Source organism: Nocardia sp. FDAARGOS_372, from assembly GCF_002554515.1.
In the GTDB taxonomy this organism is placed as follows: domain Bacteria; phylum Actinomycetota; class Actinomycetes; order Mycobacteriales; family Mycobacteriaceae; genus Nocardia; species Nocardia farcinica.
Map to the genome: position 1 here is coordinate 504,704 of NZ_PDDW01000001.1, position 15,069 is coordinate 519,772.

The following is a 15,069-nucleotide window of genomic DNA, read 5'->3' on the forward strand; positions in this document are numbered from 1 at the left end:
GGCCGCGGCCGGGCTGAACCGCGTGCGCCGGGGTATCCGACCCGGTATGCCGATGACCTTGAAACGGGTGGTGCGCACGCCGCTGCTGTACTTCTTCATCCTCGGTGACGTGCTGGGGGCGGGAGTGTACGTGCTGGTCGGCCAGATCGCGGCGGCCTCGGGCGGCGCGGTGTGGGTGCCGCTGCTGACCGCGCTGGTGCTGGCCTGCCTGACCGCGGGCTCGTATGCCGAACTGGCGACTCGCTGTCCGCGGGCGGGTGGGTCGGCCCACTACGTGACGCTGGCGTTCGGGCCCGCGGCGGGCAGTTTCATCGGGTTCTGCATGCTGGCCGCGGGGGTGGTGTCGGTCGGCGCGCTGGCCCGCGGCTTCGCCTCCGATTATCTGGCCGAGCTGGTGACGCTGCCGACGGTCGTCGTCGTGGTGGTGTTCCTGCTCGCGCTCGCCGCGCTGAACCTGCGCGGCATCAAGGAGTCGCTGGGTGCCAACGTCGCCGCCACCGCGGTCGAACTGGGCGGGTTGCTGCTGGTGATCGGCCTGGGCACCTGGGTGCTGGTGCGCGGTGACGGCGATCCGGGCCGGCTCACCCAGCTGGGTACCGCTGAACAGGGCGTGGTCGGGGCGACGCTGGCGGGCGCGGTGCTGGCCTACTACTCCTTCGTCGGCTTCGAGACCTCGGTCAATCTCGCCGAGGAGGTCAGCGATCCGCGCCGCACCTACCCGCGCGCCCTGTTCGGCGCGCTGCTGACCGCCGGTGCGGTGTACGTGGCGATCGGCGTGGTCGCCGCGGCCGCGGTGCCCACCGACGTGCTGGCGAACTCCACCGGCCCGCTGCTGGAGGTGGTGCGGGTGGCCGGCGGTGTGCCCGAGCGGCTGTTCGCCGTCATCGCGCTGGTCGCCGTCGCCAACGGTGCGCTGCTCACCGGGATCATGGCCTCGCGGCTGGCCTACGGCATGGCCCGCGACGGGCTGCTGCCCGCGGCGCTGGGCCGGGTGCTCTCGGTGCGGCGCACCCCGTGGGTGGCGATCCTGTCGACCTCGGCGGTGTCGCTGGTGCTCGCGCTGACCGGCGAGGTGGCCGCGCTCGCCGCCACCCTGGTGCTGTTGCTGCTGGTCGTGTTCGGCGCGGTGAACATCGCCGTGTTGATCCTGCGGCGCGAACCCGCGACCGGCGACCACTTCCGGGTGCCGACGGTGGTGCCGTGGCTGGGACTGGCGTCGTGCCTGTTCCTGTTCACCCGCATCGAGTCGGAGGTGTGGGTGCGCGGAGCGGTGCTGCTCGGGCTCGGTCTGCTGCTCGGCGCCGTCAACGCCGTGCGCGGGCGGGTGCGGGCCCGGCGCGAGCCCGAGCCGGTGGGCTGAGCGGCCGGTGGGCTGAGCGGCTCAGAGGTCGAAGTACATTCGCAGGGTGGTGCCGGACGGCGCGGTGTGCAGCCGCACCAAGTCGGCGAGGTGGTTGACCAGCAACAGGCCCCGCCCGCCGGGACGCAGCGGGGGAGCGGGGCGGCGCCCGGCCAGCGGATCGGTGATGGTGCCGCCGTCGCTGACCTGGCATACCAGCTGACCGGACTGCACCCACAGCGCGAGCGTGCCCGAACCGCCGCCGTGCACCACCGAGTTCGTGGTGGTCTCCCCGACCACCAGCTCCAGGTCGGTCACCCGGGCGGTGCTCATGCCGAGGGCGCGGACGTAGTCGACGGCCTGATGCCGCACCGGGGTGAGCGCGGCGGCGTCGAACTCGCGCAGGAAGGCGGTGGGCGGCGGATCCGGCAGCGGCTGGTTGTAGGTGGCCACGATCCGGTCGGGGTCGTAGGCGGGGCTCACCCGCTCGCCGTGGCCGTCCAGCACGACCGGATGGGTGGCGTGAGCGTCCTCGACCACGGCCGGGGCCAGCCGGGACACGTCGTAGGGGCACAGGATGCTCACTTCGCGGCCGGTGAACGCGGCGTTGATGAGCGCCTCGTGCTGGGCACACGCCGGGTACTCGGTGGCCGAGCGGCTCGCCCAGATCGGTTCGCCGATGATGCGCACCCGGCCCTCCGGGTGCTCGTCGGCGAAGGCGCGCAGTACGCCGGGGATGATCCGGCCGGGGTTGCGGCCCTCCACGGTCATGTCCATCAGCCGGACGTCGGCGGCGTCGGCGCCGAGGGCGGCCCGGATCAAGGCGAGGTTCGGGCCCGGCACCGAGACGGCCACCGGCTCGCCACGGGAGAGGCCGGCGCCGATGAAGGCCAGCGTGCCCGCCAGGTACTCCTCCGAGTCGCGGTAGAAGAAGGCCGGATGGTGGAACGGGTCGTCGTGGGCATGGACCGGCTCCGAGCGCGCGTCATCGCCGCCGCGCTCGCTTCCGATCACCATGTGCGTGCCCCTTCGACCGCCTGCCGGGCAGATCAAGCGACGGTACCACCCACGGGCGAACAGCCCGATCGCCCGTCGGCGTGCCGTTCGGCGCGCCGACCGGCCGTCCGGAACAAATCTCGCCGGGCTGTTTGATCCCGGGTGCACCCGGATATTGGACAGGAGTCGAAGTCGCGTGGAAACGAGGTATCCGAATGAGCAACTCGATGCAGGCACGAAACGAACCGTCGCCGTCGGAAGGTGACGGGTACGAGAACATCGAGCCCTGGTTCGAGAAGCTGGCCGCACTGGACGCCGACGACCCGCACCGCGCGGTGGTGCGGGAGGAGATCCTGCACCGCTGCCTGCCGCTGGCACACAACATCGCTCGCCGGTTCACCAACCGCGGCGTCGAGTTCGAGGACCTGCTGCAGATCGCGCGGCTGGGCCTGGTGCACGCGGTGGACCGGTTCGACCTCGAACACGGCGACTCGTTCCTCGGGTTCGCGGTGCCGACCATCATGGGCGAGGTGCGCCGCTACTTCCGTGATCACGGGTGGGCGGTGCGGGTGCCGCGCCGGATGAAGGAACTGCACCAGCTGCTCGGCCCGGCCACCGACCGGCTGACCCACCAGCTCGGGCGGCAGCCGACCGCACGGGAGCTGGCGAGCGAACTCGGTGTGGAACTCACCGAGGTCACCCAGGCGCTGGTGGCGCGCAATGCCTTCACCACCGAATCCCTCGACGGCGGCGAGCGGACCACCGAGGAGGGCGGTGCGCTGCCGATCGCCGACCGCCTTGGCGCGGTGGAACCGTGCTACGGCCTGCTCGAGGACGCGATGGCGGTGCGCCCGCTCATCGCCGCACTCCCCGAACGCGAACGACAGGTGCTGATCCTGCGGTTCTACGACAACAAGACCCAGGCCGAGATCGGCCGCCTGCTCGGCTGCTCGCAGATGCAGGTGTCGCGGATCCTGGCCAAGACGCTGACCATGCTGCGGGAGAAGGCGCTGGCCGAGCCGGTGCCCGCCTCCTGACATCGCCCGTGGCGTCCGCTCAGCGGCGGCTGCGTTCCCGCAGCGCCGTGGCGTGGGCGTGGATGACGGCGGGCACCGAGTGCACGGCCACCGCGGCGGCGTAGTCGATGAGGAAGTGCCCGTCGGGCTCGCACACGGTGAGGCTGTATCCGACCAGGGGACGGTCCAGCACCGACAGCGCCCGCGCCCAGTGATCGATGGCGACCCGCAGTGCCAGCTCGTCCAGCGCGGCGGCCACCTGCGCCCGGCTGCCGGTGTGCCGGGCCGCCCACCAGGGGCGTGCGCCCGCCGGCCAGGTGATCTCCACCAGGCAGTCCAGCGGGCAGGGTTCCGGTGCACCCGTCACGGGCGCCATTGTTCCCCCGCCGGGCCGCGCGGGCACCCCCGCGGCCGACAACGCGGCGTTTCGCGGGCGGTTCGGTGGTCCTATTCGGTGGCGGTCGACTGCTCGCCCACCTCGGTCTCCGCCAGCACGCGGCGCAGCAGCTTGCCGGTGGCGTTGCGCGGCAGTTCGTCGAGGAACACGACGTCGCGCGGGACCTTGTGCCTGGCCAGGTTCGCCTTGACGTAGGCGCGGATCTCCTGCGGGTCACGGGCGGCGCCCTCCGCGGGCACGACGAAAGCGCGCAACCGCGTGCCGAAGTCGCGGTCGGGCACGCCGACGACGGCGGCCTCGAGCACGTCGGGCCGCTCGACCAGCAGGTTCTCCACCTCCAGCGGGAAGACGTTCTCACCGCCGGAGACGATCATGTCGTCGTCGCGGCCGTCGATGAACAACCGTCCCTCGGCGTCGAAATGCCCGACGTCACCGCTGGAGAGCAGCCCGTCGACGATCTCCTTGTTCCGGCCGTCGGTGTATCCGCTGAAGCTCAGCCCGCTGGAGACGAAGATCGTGCCGACCACGCCGGGTTCGGTGATCCGCCTGCGCTGCTCGTCGTAGAGGGCGACCCGGCAACCCACCGGCGGACGGCCGACGGTGCCCGGCGCCTCCCGCATGTCGCGCGGGGTGGCCACGGCGGCCACGGCGACCTCGGTGGAGGCGTAGAGGTTGTAGAGCACCTCGCCGAACGCCGCCTCGGTGCGCTTGCTCAGATCCGGTGACAGCGCCGAGCCGGCGGCGAAGATCACCCGCAGCGACGAGGTGTCGTACCGCCCGAGCACGTCGGGACCGAGATCGATGATGCGCTGCAACATCGTCGGCACCAGCACCAGGGTCGCCGCGCGGTGTTCGGCCACCGCGGCGACGGTGGCCTCCGCGTCGAAGCGGCGCTGCCGCAGCACCACCTTGTTGCCCAGGCCCCAGCCCAGCCCGAACTGGGAGAGCCCGGTGCCGTGGAAGATCGGTGCCGCCATGACGATGGTGTCCTCGCGCGGCATCGGGATGCGGTCGAGGAACTGCGCCGACTGCAACGGCGAGACCTTGTCGCGCGGTGCGCCTTTCGGTGTCCCGGTGGTGCCGCTGGTGAGAATGACGATCCCGCCGGGGCGCTCGGGCGCGGCGGGCGCCTCGCCCCGGTGTGCGTCCACGAGCGCGTCGATGGCGGGGATCGCCGGGTCGACCTCGTGTTCCTCGTCCACCCAGGTCAGGAAACGCGCGGTGGTCTCGGGCACCGCCGAGACCACGGCGGCGAACTCGCTGTCGAACAGGATCGCCCCGACCTGCTCGCGCGCGGCCACGTCGGCCAGCTGCGGCTTGGCGAATCCGGTGTTCATCAGCACCAGCCGCGCGCCGAGCTTCCCGGCCGCGAGCATGGTGAGCACGAAGCCGCGGTGGTCGCGACACAGCGACGCCAGCACCGTGTCCGGGCCGAGTCCGGCCGCGGCCAGCCCGCACGTCAGTGCGTCGGACCGCGCGTCGAGTTCGGTGAACGAGAGGGTGCCGTGTTCGTCGACGAGCGCGGGGGCGTCGCCGTAGGTGCGCACCGCGTGCCGCAGCACCGTGACGAACGGGCCGTAGATGTCGGCGTCGCGCATCGTGCGGATGGTCTCACCCGGGCGCCGCATGTCGATCATGCCGCGTTTGCCGAGCACGCGCAGCGCCGCCACCGCGTCGGTCACCGTCCGCAACGCCGTCCGCGGCGATACCGTCGTCCCCACTGGAAAACCCCTTCAGCCGAGTGGTTGTGCTGGCCGCGTTTCCGCGGCGCCGGTCGCTCCGGCCTGCGGGAAAGCCTAGTGCAGGGGCAGAATATCCATTCACTTATTGCGGAAATCCGCCGCCGGCGCCCGACGCGCGCGCGGGTTCGGCGATGACGAATTCGTGTTTCGCTTCCATTACTGTCCAACACGAACGCCCCCCGTCGCTTACATTGCGAACGGGTGGTGACACCCGGGTTTCACCCAATCGAAAAGTGGAGGGTGCTGTGTCTGTTCGATCAGTGCTTGGCGGGTCCGCGGTGCGGGCTTTCGCCGCGGTCGTCGGTGGTGCGCTGGTGTTGACGGGGTGCACGACCAACACCGAGGAGTCCGGTCCGGCGGCGTCGAAGGTCCAGGTGGACAAGGTCACCGAGATCGCCGACCGGTTGCCCGACAAGATCAAGCAGTCCGGCAAGCTGGTGGTCGGGGTGAACGTGCCCTATCAGCCCAACGAGTACCGGGACGCCGACGGCAAGATCGTCGGATTCGACGTGGATCTGATGGACGCGGTCACCGCCGTGCTCGGCATCCAGGCCGAATACGTGGAATCGGCGTTCGAGAAGATCATCCCGGCCATCCAGGCGGGCACCTACGACGTCGGCATGTCCTCGATCACCGACTCCAAGGAACGCGAACAGCAGGTCGACTTCACCACCTACTTCAACGCGGGCATCCAGTGGGCCCAGCAGACCGGTAAGCCGATCGACCCGGCGAACGCCTGCGGCAAGCGGGTCGCGGTGCAGGCCACCACCGTCGAGCACACCGAGGAGGTGCCCGCCAAGAGCGCCGAGTGCGTGGCGCAGGGCAAGCCGCCGATCGACATCAAGGCCTTCGACGAGCAGAGCGCGGCGACCAACGCCCTCGTCCAGGGCCAGGTGGACGCGATGTCGGCGGACTCGCCGGTCACCGCGTACGCCATCAAGCAGAGCGGCGGCAAGATCGAGCCCGCGGGCCCGGTCTTCGACTCCGCGCCCTACGGCTGGGCGGTGCAGAAGGGCTCGCCGCTGGCGGCGGTGCTGCAGGCGGCGGTCAACCACCTCATCCGCAACGGCCAGTACAAGCAGATCACCGAGAACTGGGGCGTGCAGGACGGCGCCATCACCGAATCGGTGATCAACGGGGCCGTGAGCTGACCGATGACCGGTAGCGACGACCCCGCGGTGTCGCGGGAACCGGAGCCCATCAAAGCTGTTCCCCTGCGCAGGCCCGGCCGCTGGATCGCGGCCGGGATCATCCTGGTGCTGCTCGGCCTGTTCGTCTACGGCGCGGCCACCAACGAGGCCTACCAGTGGGGCACCTACGGCCGGTACCTGTTCGACACCCGCATCCTCTCCGGCGCGCTGGTGACCCTCGAGCTCACCGTGCTCGCCATGGCCATCGCCATCGTGCTGGGCACGGTGCTCGCGGTGATGCGGCTGTCGCCGAATCCGGTGCTGCGCTCCACCGCGTGGGTGTACCTGTGGATCTTCCGCGGCACGCCGGTGTTCGTGCAGCTGGTGTTCTGGGGCCTGTTCCCCTCGCTGTACCGGCAGATCGACCTCGGCGTGCCGTTCGGGCCGCAGTTCTTCCACCTCGACGTGCAGGGCCTGCAGGCCGCGTTCGCCTTCGCGGTCATCGGTCTCGGCCTCAACGAGGCCGCCTACATGGCCGAGATCGTCCGCGCGGGGATCAACTCCGTCGGCGAGGGACAGCGGGAGGCGTCCATCGCCCTCGGCATGTCCTGGGCGCAGACCATGCGCCGGACCGTGCTGCCACAGGCGATGCGGGTGATCATCCCGCCCACCGGCAACGAGCTGATCGGCATGCTCAAGACCACCTCCCTGGTGACCGCCATCCCGCTCAGCACCGACCTGTACGGCCGGGCCCGCGACATCTACGGGGTGAACTTCCAGCCGATCCCGCTGCTGTTGGTGACCGCGACCTGGTACCTGGCCATCACCAGCGTGCTCATGGTCGGGCAGTACTACCTGGAACGGCACTACTCGCGCGGTGCGTCGCGGCAGCTGACCGCCAAGCAACTGCGTGAACTGGCCGACGCACAGAAGCTGGATGCCGCGAAATGACGTCCACGACGAAAGGCGCCGCCGCGGCGCCGCCGATGATCCGCGCCGACCGGGTCTGCAAGAACTTCGGCGCCCTGCAGGTGCTCAAGGGCGTCTCGCTGGAGGTGGGGCGCGGGGAGGTGCTGTGCATGATCGGGCCGTCCGGCTCGGGCAAGTCCACCTTCCTGCGCTGCATCAACCACCTCGAGCAGGTGAACGCGGGCAGGCTCTACGTCGACGGCGAACTCGTCGGTTACCGGCAGAAGGGCGACAAGCTCTACGAATTGCATCCGCGCGAGGCGGCCCGGCAGCGCCGCGACATCGGCATGGTGTTCCAGCACTTCAACCTGTTCCCGCACCGCACCGCGCTGGAGAACATCATCGAGGCGCCGGTGCAGGTGAAGAAGATCCCCAAGGCCGAGGCGGTGGCCCGCGGCCAGGAACTGCTGGCCCGGGTCGGCATGCGGGACAAGGCCAACGCCTATCCGGCCCAGCTCTCCGGCGGCCAGCAGCAGCGGGTGGCGATCGCCCGGGCGCTGGCGATGGACCCCAAGCTCATGTTGTTCGACGAGCCGACCTCGGCGCTCGATCCGGAGCTGGTGGGCGAGGTGCTCACCGTCATGCGGGAACTCGCCGACAGCGGCATGACGATGGTGGTGGTGACCCACGAGATGGGGTTCGCCCGCGAGGTCGCCGATCAGCTGGTGTTCATGGACGGCGGGGTGGTGGTCGAGGCGGGAGCCCCGCGCGAGGTGCTGGCGCAGCCGAAGCACGAACGGACCAAGGCCTTCCTGTCCCGGTTGCTCTGATCGCTCAGCCGCGGCCGAGGGCCAGGCGCAGCTGACCGAGCAGCACCTTGGTGGCCGGGGCCGGGTGCTGGTCGGTGCGCCAGGCCAGCGCCAGCCGGCCGTGCGGTTCCGGATCGGTGATGCGCAGGGTGCGGACGCCCGCGGCCGCGGCCTCGGCGGGGCCGATCGCGGGCACCACGGCGATGCCGAGCCCGCGCGCGGCCAGCCGCAGCAGCAGCGCGGGCGCGGCGGCCTCGAACGCCACGTCCGGGGTGAATCCCACGGCGGCACAGGATCGCTCGAAGACGCCGCGCAGGCCGGTGCCGCGGGTGAGGCAGATCAGCGGGCGTCCGGCCAGCGCGGCGAGCGCGATGGTCTCACCGTGATCGCGATCCGTGGCGGCGACGGCGGCGACGATCGGAGTGTCCAGGACGACGTCGATGCCGAGGGCGGGATCCAGCGGTGCGCCGGTGAGGCCGACCAGCGCGATGTCCAGTTCGCCGCGGAGCAGGGCGGCGAGCATGTTCTCCGAGGTGTCCTCGGTGAGGCTGATGGCGATCTGCGGATGGTCGTGGTGGAAGGCGGCCAGTACGGCGGCGACGTCGAACTCCTCGGTGGCCGCGCCGGAGATCAGCCCCATGCGGACGTGGCCGCGCAGCAGCCCGGCGAATTCGTCCGCGGTGTGCGCGATCCGCTCGGCCGCGGCCAGTGCGGCCCGCGCGTGCGGCAGCACGGCCGCCCCGACCTCGGTGAGCGTGACGCTGCGGCCGCCGCGGTCGAGCAGCGGGTGGCCGAGTTCGCGTTCCAAGGACCGGATCTGTGCGCTCAGGCCGGGTTGCGCCAGGTGCAGTCGAGCGGCGGCACGGGTGAAATTGCCCTCCTCGGCAACCGTCACGAAGTAGCGCAGCTGCCGTAGTTCCATAACCGATGATTCTAGGGTCGAGAAGAATCATCTGTTGTACTTCTCGATCGGGGCGGCGCACGGTGAAGACATGCACACCGACACCTTCTCCGGCCCGGTCCTGCGTCCGGGCGAGCCCGAGTACGACGCCGAAGTGGCGGGCTTCCAGACCGCCTACACCCATCGCCCCGCGCTCGTCGTCGGCGCGCGGCACACCGAGGACGTCCGCGCGGCGGTGGAATACGCGGCGCGCCACGGCTTCCCGGTGGCCGTGCAGGCGACCGGGCACGGACTGTCGGTCCCCGCCGAGGACGGCGTACTGATCAGCACCCGGCGCATGACCGGCATCCGGATCGATCCCGCCCGCCGCACCGCCCGCATCGGGGCCGGGGTCAGGGCGGGCGCGCTGATCGACGCGGCGGCCGAGCACGGGCTCGCGCCGCTGACGGGCTCGTCGCCGTCGGTCGGCGTGGTCGGCTACACCCTCGGCGGCGGGCTCGGCCTGCTCGCGCGCCGCTACGGCTACGCCGCCGACCACGTGCGCGAGATCGAGCTGGTCACCGCCGACGGGCGGGTGCGCACCCTGCGTCCGGGCGACGACCTCTTCGGGGCCGTCCTCGGGACCGGTGGCAACTTCGGCGTGGTCACCGCGCTGGAGGTCGAGCTGGTGCCCGTGCGCACCGTGCACGGCGGCCAGCTCGTCTTCGACACCGAGCTGGTGGCGCCGGCGCTGGCGGCCTGGCGGGACTGGACCGCGACCGTGCCCGACGCGCTGACCTCCTCGTTCACCATGCTGCGCTATCCGGACATCGAGCAGGTGCCCGCCGCCGTGCGCGGGCGCTACGTCGCCTCGATCCGCATCGCCTTCGACGGCCCCGCCGAGGCCGGGCAGCGGTTGGCCGGCCCGCTGCGCGCGGTCGGCGACCGGTTGCGCGACGACCTGCGGGACATGCCCTACACCGAGTCGCACACCATCCACGCCGACCCCGATCATCCGCACCCCTACGCCGCGACCAACGCCCTGTTGGGGGAGTTCACCGGAGCGACGGCGGCGGCGCTGCTGGACACGGCCGGTCCGGACGGCGCGGTGGCGGCGGTCCTCGACATCCGCCACCTCGGCGGCGCGCTGGCCGAGCCGGGACCGGCCACGCCGGTGGCCGATCGGAGCGCGCCTTTTCTGGCCCGGGTCATCACCATGCCCGAGCCCGGTGCGGGCCGGGTGGCTCCGGAGGAGCACGGGCTCGTGCGCACGGCGCTCGCGCCGTGGACCGTCGGCCACAGCCTGGCGTTCCTCTACGGCGCCGGCGACAGTGCGGACGAAGCGCAGACCAGGGCGGGCTACCGGCCCGAGGTCTACGCCCGCCTGGCCGGGCTGAAGACGGCGTACGACCCGCACAACATTTTCCGCTTCAACCGCAACATCCGCCCCGCCTGATCGGCGGTTCCGGGCGCGCCCGCGTCATGCTATCTTCGTGATATCACTTTGATACCCGGAGGTTGTCATGAAGCTCAGGCCCGCGGTCCACGTCAACGGCTTTCTGGTGCTGGTGGCATGGCTGGTGCTGACCCTCGTCTTCGGTGGCGCGGCCGCGCTCGGCTATGTCACCGGGGCGAAGGACGGCAACGTGCCCGCCCTGGTCGCCGCGATCGCCGCGACCGTCGTCGTGGTCGTGCTCGCCCTGCTCGCCACCGGCCTGACCGTGGTGAACCCCAACGAGGCCAAGGTCGTGCAGTTCTTCGGCCGCTACATCGGCTCGGTCAGCGAGCCCGGGTTCTTCTCGGTGGTCCCGCTCACCGACCGCAAGAGCATCTCGCTGCGGGTGCGCAACTTCGAGACCCAGAAGCTCAAGGTCAACGACGCCGACGGCAACCCGGTCGAGATCGCCGCGGTGGTCGTCTACCGGGTGGTCGACAGCTTCAAGGCCGCCTTCGCCGTCGACGACTACGAGGAGTACGTGGAGACCCAGTCCGAGGCCGCCGTCCGGCATCTGGCCACCACGCACCCCTACGACGCCCACGACGCGGGCCGCACCAGCCTGCGCGACGGCACCGAGATCGCCGAGGAACTCACCGTCGAACTGCGCGAGCGCACCGAGATGGCCGGTATCGAGGTGCTCGAGGCGCGCATCACCCATCTCGCCTACGCACCGGAGATCGCCCAGGCGATGCTGGTCCGCCAGCAGGCCGCCCAGGTGGTGGCCGCGCGCACGCACATCGTGGAGGGCGCGGTCGGCATGGTGGGCATGGCGCTGGACCGGCTCACCGCGCAGGGGGTGGTCGAACTCGACGAAGAACGCCGGGCGGCGATGGTGTCGAACCTGCTGGTCGTGCTGTGCGGCGACCGGGCCACACAACCGGTGGTCAACGCCGGAACGCTCTACAACTGAGCCCGGCTGATGCCCGAACGCAAGAAGTTGCTGCTGCGACTCGACCCGGCCGTCCACGAGGCGATCGCCAGATGGGCGGCCGACGACCTGCGCAGCATCAACGCGCAGATCGAGTACGCGCTGCGCCTGGCGCTGGAACAGGCCGGGCGCAAGCCCAAAGCCGACTAGCGCCCGCCGTCCCCGGCCCCGGCGAGTTCGGTCCGGGGGGTCAGTCCGGTTTGCGGGTCACGAAGATCGCGGTGCCGGGGAAGATCTCCCCGCGCAGCGGGCTCCACTGCCCCCATTCGCGGTCGAGCCACTCCGGCCAGTCCGGCTCGATCAGGTCCTCCAGGACCAGCCCGGCGGCGACGATCTCGCGGACCCGATCGCCCATCGTGCGGTGGTGCTCGACGTAGGTGGGCGTGCCCTCGGCGTCGACCTCCACATACGGCGTGCGGTCGAAGTAGGGGATGGTCGCGGTGAGCCCCGCCGCGCCCGGGTCGTCGGGGAAGATCCAGCGCATCGGGTGGTTCACCGAGAACACCCAGCGCCCACCGGGCCGCAGCACCCGCGCCACCTCCCGCATCACGCGCGCCGAGTCGGCGACGAACGGCACCGCGCCGAACGCCGAGCAGGCGGTGTCGAAACTGGCGTCGGCGAAGGGCAGCGCCTCGGCGCCGGCCTGCACCAGCGGCACCCGCGGCCCACCGCGCGCCATGGCCGCCAGCCCGCGGCGCAGCATCCCCATCGACAGATCCAGGCCGACCGCGTGCGCGCCCTGCCCGGCCAGCCAGCGCGCGCACGGCGCCGATCCGCAGCCGATCTCGAGGACGCGTGTGCCGGTCAGGTCCGGGCCGAGCAGGCGCATGTCCCCCTCGTGCAGGCCCTCCGGGCACCAGACGAACTCACCGCCGGGGGAGTCGACGCCGAGGAAGTCGGCGTGCGTGCGGTGGTAGTCGTCGGCGTCGGCGTCCCACCAGCGCCTGCTGGCGCGTTCGCTCTCGGCCGAGCCGAGGCGGGTGCGCGCCGTTCCGGTGGTGCCCAGCACCGCGTTGGCCTGGGCATGACGTTCGTCGGACACGGGTGCTCACCCTATCCGTCCCGCGCTGGATGTTTGCGCTCGCTCCGGGCCCGCCCGGCGCGCTCCCGCCGTGGTGCGGACCGGTTTGCCCCTGCCGACCAAGGTCGCGTACGCTGAACCCGCGAGTGTGCACTGTTGCCGATGTTTCGCAAGGCGGTCCCGCCGCAAAAGTGGTTCCGTTCAGGCGGTTCGCCGTCACAGCGTACTGAAGATCAGTGCACCCGTGCTGGGTTTCACACATTGATGAGTGCGGTACGTTCCTTGGTGTCCGTCGTCGCATCGTCGCGGTGATCACGCAGCGTACCGAAAGTTCCAATGTCCGCAACCGACCACAATCCGTCCGGAGCAAACCGACACATGCCCACCACCGTCACCTCGCCGCAGGTAGCCGTCAACGACATCGGCTCCGCCGAGGACTTCCTCGCCGCCATCGACGCCACGATCAAGTACTTCAACGACGGCGACATCGTCGAAGGAACCATCGTCAAGGTCGATCGCGACGAGGTCCTGCTCGACATCGGTTACAAGACCGAAGGCGTCATCCCCTCCCGCGAGCTCTCCATCAAGCACGATGTCGACCCGAACGAGGTCGTTTCCGTGGGCGATGAGGTCGAGGCCCTCGTTCTCACCAAGGAGGACAAGGAAGGCCGCCTGATCCTGTCGAAGAAGCGGGCGCAGTACGAGCGTGCGTGGGGCACCATCGAGGAGCTCAAGGAGAAGGACGAGGCCGTCAAGGGCACCGTCATCGAGGTCGTCAAGGGCGGCCTGATCCTCGACATCGGCCTGCGCGGCTTCCTGCCCGCCTCGCTGGTCGAGATGCGGCGCGTGCGCGATCTGCAGCCGTACGTCGGCAAGGAGATCGAGGCCAAGATCATCGAGCTCGACAAGAACCGCAACAACGTGGTCCTGTCGCGTCGTGCCTGGCTGGAGCAGACCCAGTCCGAGGTCCGCAGCGAGTTCCTGCACCAGCTGCAGAAGGGCCAGGTCCGCAAGGGTGTGGTCTCCTCGATCGTCAACTTCGGCGCCTTCGTCGACCTGGGCGGCGTGGACGGCCTGGTGCACGTCTCCGAGCTGTCCTGGAAGCACATCGACCACCCGTCCGAGGTCGTCGAGGTCGGCAACGAGGTCACCGTCGAGGTGCTCGACGTCGACCTGGACCGCGAGCGCGTGTCGCTGTCGCTCAAGGCCACCCAGGAAGACCCGTGGCGTCAGTTCGCCCGCACCCACGCGATCGGCCAGATCGTGCCGGGCAAGGTCACCAAGCTGGTGCCGTTCGGCGCGTTCGTCCGCGTCGAGGAGGGCATCGAGGGCCTGGTGCACATCTCCGAGCTGGCCGAGCGCCACGTCGAGGTGCCGGACCAGGTCGTGGCCGTGGGCGACGACGCGATGGTCAAGGTCATCGACATCGACCTGGAGCGTCGCCGGATCTCGCTGAGCCTCAAGCAGGCCAACGAGGACTACAGCCCCGAGTTCGACCCGTCGAAGTACGGCATGGCCGACAGCTACGACGAGCAGGGCAACTACATCTTCCCCGAGGGCTTCGACCCCGAGACCAACGAATGGCTCGAGGGCTACGAGAAGCAGCGGGACGAGTGGGAGTCGCGCTACGCCGAGGCCGAGCGTCGCCACAAGATGCACACCGCCCAGATGGAGAAGATGGCGGCCGACGCCGCGGCCGAGGCCGCGAACGGTGGCGGCGGCAACTACTCCTCCGAGAGCGGCGCGCAGTCGTCCGCCGGTCAGTCCGAGCCCGCCGGTGGCTCGCTGGCCAGCGACGCCCAGCTGGCCGCGCTGCGGGAGAAGCTCTCCGGCAACGCCTGAGCGTACTGAGCACGACGACCCCCGGACCGATCGGTCCGGGGGTCGTCTGCGTTCGGTAGCCGTATCCGTCCGCGGAATTCCCCTCGGATGCGGAAGACCCCGGTCCGTGTGGACCGGGGTCTTGTCGTGACGTGGGTGGAACGGTGCCGTCGCGAGCGGCCTCAGCTCGCTGCTGCCGGTACCCAGCGCGACGTCGCCATGGCGGGGCGGCGGCGCATCGCGGAGAAGCTGTGCCGGGCGGGACTGACCAACGAGGTGAACCACGAGCGGCGGTGCTCGGCGAGCGCGGCCGCGACGGCGGGGATCTCGAGGCAGTGCACCCGACCCGGCGTACCCAGGCGGTGGCGACCCGCTTGGTTGTTACTCATGCCCAATGGTGTTCCTTTGCTTGCTGGTATCGGCCTGGATCGCCACGGCGAAGATTAGTCGAACCGAACTCGACCGCAGAGTATTTTGCTGGAGTAATTGCCCGGCGTGTCGGAACTTTGCCGTTCGTGCCGGGTGCCGAACCGGAAATGTTGCGAATCGGTCTCGGCGCCGTCACGGAACGGGCAATGCGCGC

At 70.6% G+C, this 15,069-nt stretch carries 15 protein-coding genes; 9 read left to right on the forward strand and 6 right to left on the reverse strand.

The genetic code is table 11. From position 1 onward, the window contains the following. Positions 1-46 precede the first annotated feature (46 nt). Positions 47-1,360 carry an APC family permease gene (locus CRM89_RS02580; RefSeq protein ID WP_098083133.1) on the forward strand — a complete coding sequence of 438 codons (1,314 nt, stop codon included), beginning with the start codon at positions 47-49 and terminating at the stop codon, positions 1,358-1,360. Positions 1,361-1,381: 21 nt separating this feature from the next. Here CRM89_RS02580 and CRM89_RS02585 read toward each other — a convergent pair whose 3' ends face one another. Next, positions 1,382-2,356, reverse strand: a complete 975-nt coding sequence (locus CRM89_RS02585) for a sensor histidine kinase (protein WP_082668638.1) — start codon at positions 2,354-2,356, stop codon at positions 1,382-1,384. A gap of 194 nt (positions 2,357-2,550) precedes the next feature. On the opposite strand from CRM89_RS02585, the gene CRM89_RS02590 reads away from it, so the two are divergent. After that, on the forward strand, positions 2,551-3,372 hold the full coding sequence (locus CRM89_RS02590; protein WP_060592408.1) for an RNA polymerase sigma factor SigF: 822 nt from the start codon (positions 2,551-2,553) through the stop codon (positions 3,370-3,372). A gap of 19 nt (positions 3,373-3,391) precedes the next feature. Here CRM89_RS02590 and CRM89_RS02595 read toward each other — a convergent pair whose 3' ends face one another. Both CRM89_RS02595 and CRM89_RS02600 read right to left on the reverse strand, forming a co-directional pair. Beyond that, positions 3,392-3,718 carry a hypothetical protein gene (locus tag CRM89_RS02595; RefSeq protein ID WP_127516042.1) on the reverse strand — a complete coding sequence of 109 codons (327 nt, stop codon included), beginning with the start codon at positions 3,716-3,718 and terminating at the stop codon, positions 3,392-3,394. 80 nt (positions 3,719-3,798) lie between these two features. After that, complete coding sequence (locus CRM89_RS02600; RefSeq protein ID WP_098083134.1) at positions 3,799-5,469, reverse strand: acyl-CoA synthetase; 1,671 nt, start codon at positions 5,467-5,469, stop codon at positions 3,799-3,801. 266 nt (positions 5,470-5,735) lie between these two features. Between CRM89_RS02600 and CRM89_RS02605 the strand changes: the two genes are divergently transcribed. Genes CRM89_RS02605 through CRM89_RS02615 form a run of 3 tightly spaced genes read left to right on the forward strand, consistent with a single transcriptional unit; the run spans position 5,736 to position 8,359 of the window. After that, on the forward strand, positions 5,736-6,641 hold the full coding sequence (locus tag CRM89_RS02605; RefSeq protein ID WP_050767991.1) for an ABC transporter substrate-binding protein: 906 nt from the start codon (positions 5,736-5,738) through the stop codon (positions 6,639-6,641). Between the two features lie 3 nt (positions 6,642-6,644). Then, positions 6,645-7,571 carry an amino acid ABC transporter permease gene (locus CRM89_RS02610; RefSeq protein ID WP_011208421.1) on the forward strand — a complete coding sequence of 309 codons (927 nt, stop codon included), beginning with the start codon at positions 6,645-6,647 and terminating at the stop codon, positions 7,569-7,571. A 35-nt stretch (positions 7,572-7,606) separates the two neighbouring features. Continuing rightward, a complete protein-coding gene (locus tag CRM89_RS02615; protein WP_041560031.1) occupies positions 7,607-8,359 on the forward strand; it encodes an amino acid ABC transporter ATP-binding protein in 753 nt (250 codons plus the stop codon). Positions 8,360-8,363: 4 nt separating this feature from the next. On the opposite strand, the gene CRM89_RS02620 is transcribed toward CRM89_RS02615, so the two are convergent. Next, positions 8,364-9,260 (reverse strand): LysR family transcriptional regulator, encoded by an 897-nt coding sequence (locus tag CRM89_RS02620; RefSeq protein WP_086849775.1) that lies wholly within the window; start codon positions 9,258-9,260, stop codon positions 8,364-8,366. A gap of 70 nt (positions 9,261-9,330) precedes the next feature. On the opposite strand from CRM89_RS02620, the gene CRM89_RS02625 reads away from it, so the two are divergent. From CRM89_RS02625 to CRM89_RS02635, 3 genes are all read left to right on the forward strand, one after another. Beyond that, on the forward strand, positions 9,331-10,674 hold the full coding sequence (locus CRM89_RS02625) for an FAD-binding oxidoreductase (protein ID WP_098086861.1): 1,344 nt from the start codon (positions 9,331-9,333) through the stop codon (positions 10,672-10,674). A gap of 67 nt (positions 10,675-10,741) precedes the next feature. Then, complete coding sequence (locus tag CRM89_RS02630) at positions 10,742-11,626, forward strand: SPFH domain-containing protein (RefSeq protein WP_060592400.1); 885 nt, start codon at positions 10,742-10,744, stop codon at positions 11,624-11,626. A 9-nt stretch (positions 11,627-11,635) separates the two neighbouring features. Further along, positions 11,636-11,794 carry a toxin-antitoxin system HicB family antitoxin gene (locus CRM89_RS02635; protein WP_011208426.1) on the forward strand — a complete coding sequence of 53 codons (159 nt, stop codon included), beginning with the start codon at positions 11,636-11,638 and terminating at the stop codon, positions 11,792-11,794. 40 nt (positions 11,795-11,834) lie between these two features. On the opposite strand, the gene CRM89_RS02640 is transcribed toward CRM89_RS02635, so the two are convergent. Then, positions 11,835-12,686 carry a class I SAM-dependent methyltransferase gene (locus CRM89_RS02640; protein WP_098083136.1) on the reverse strand — a complete coding sequence of 284 codons (852 nt, stop codon included), beginning with the start codon at positions 12,684-12,686 and terminating at the stop codon, positions 11,835-11,837. A 357-nt stretch (positions 12,687-13,043) separates the two neighbouring features. On the opposite strand from CRM89_RS02640, the gene rpsA reads away from it, so the two are divergent. Beyond that, complete coding sequence (rpsA, locus tag CRM89_RS02645; RefSeq protein ID WP_011208428.1) at positions 13,044-14,507, forward strand: 30S ribosomal protein S1; 1,464 nt, start codon at positions 13,044-13,046, stop codon at positions 14,505-14,507. Between the two features lie 161 nt (positions 14,508-14,668). Here rpsA and CRM89_RS02650 read toward each other — a convergent pair whose 3' ends face one another. Then, on the reverse strand, positions 14,669-14,875 hold the full coding sequence (locus tag CRM89_RS02650; RefSeq protein ID WP_076573604.1) for a hypothetical protein: 207 nt from the start codon (positions 14,873-14,875) through the stop codon (positions 14,669-14,671). Positions 14,876-15,069 lie beyond the last annotated feature (194 nt).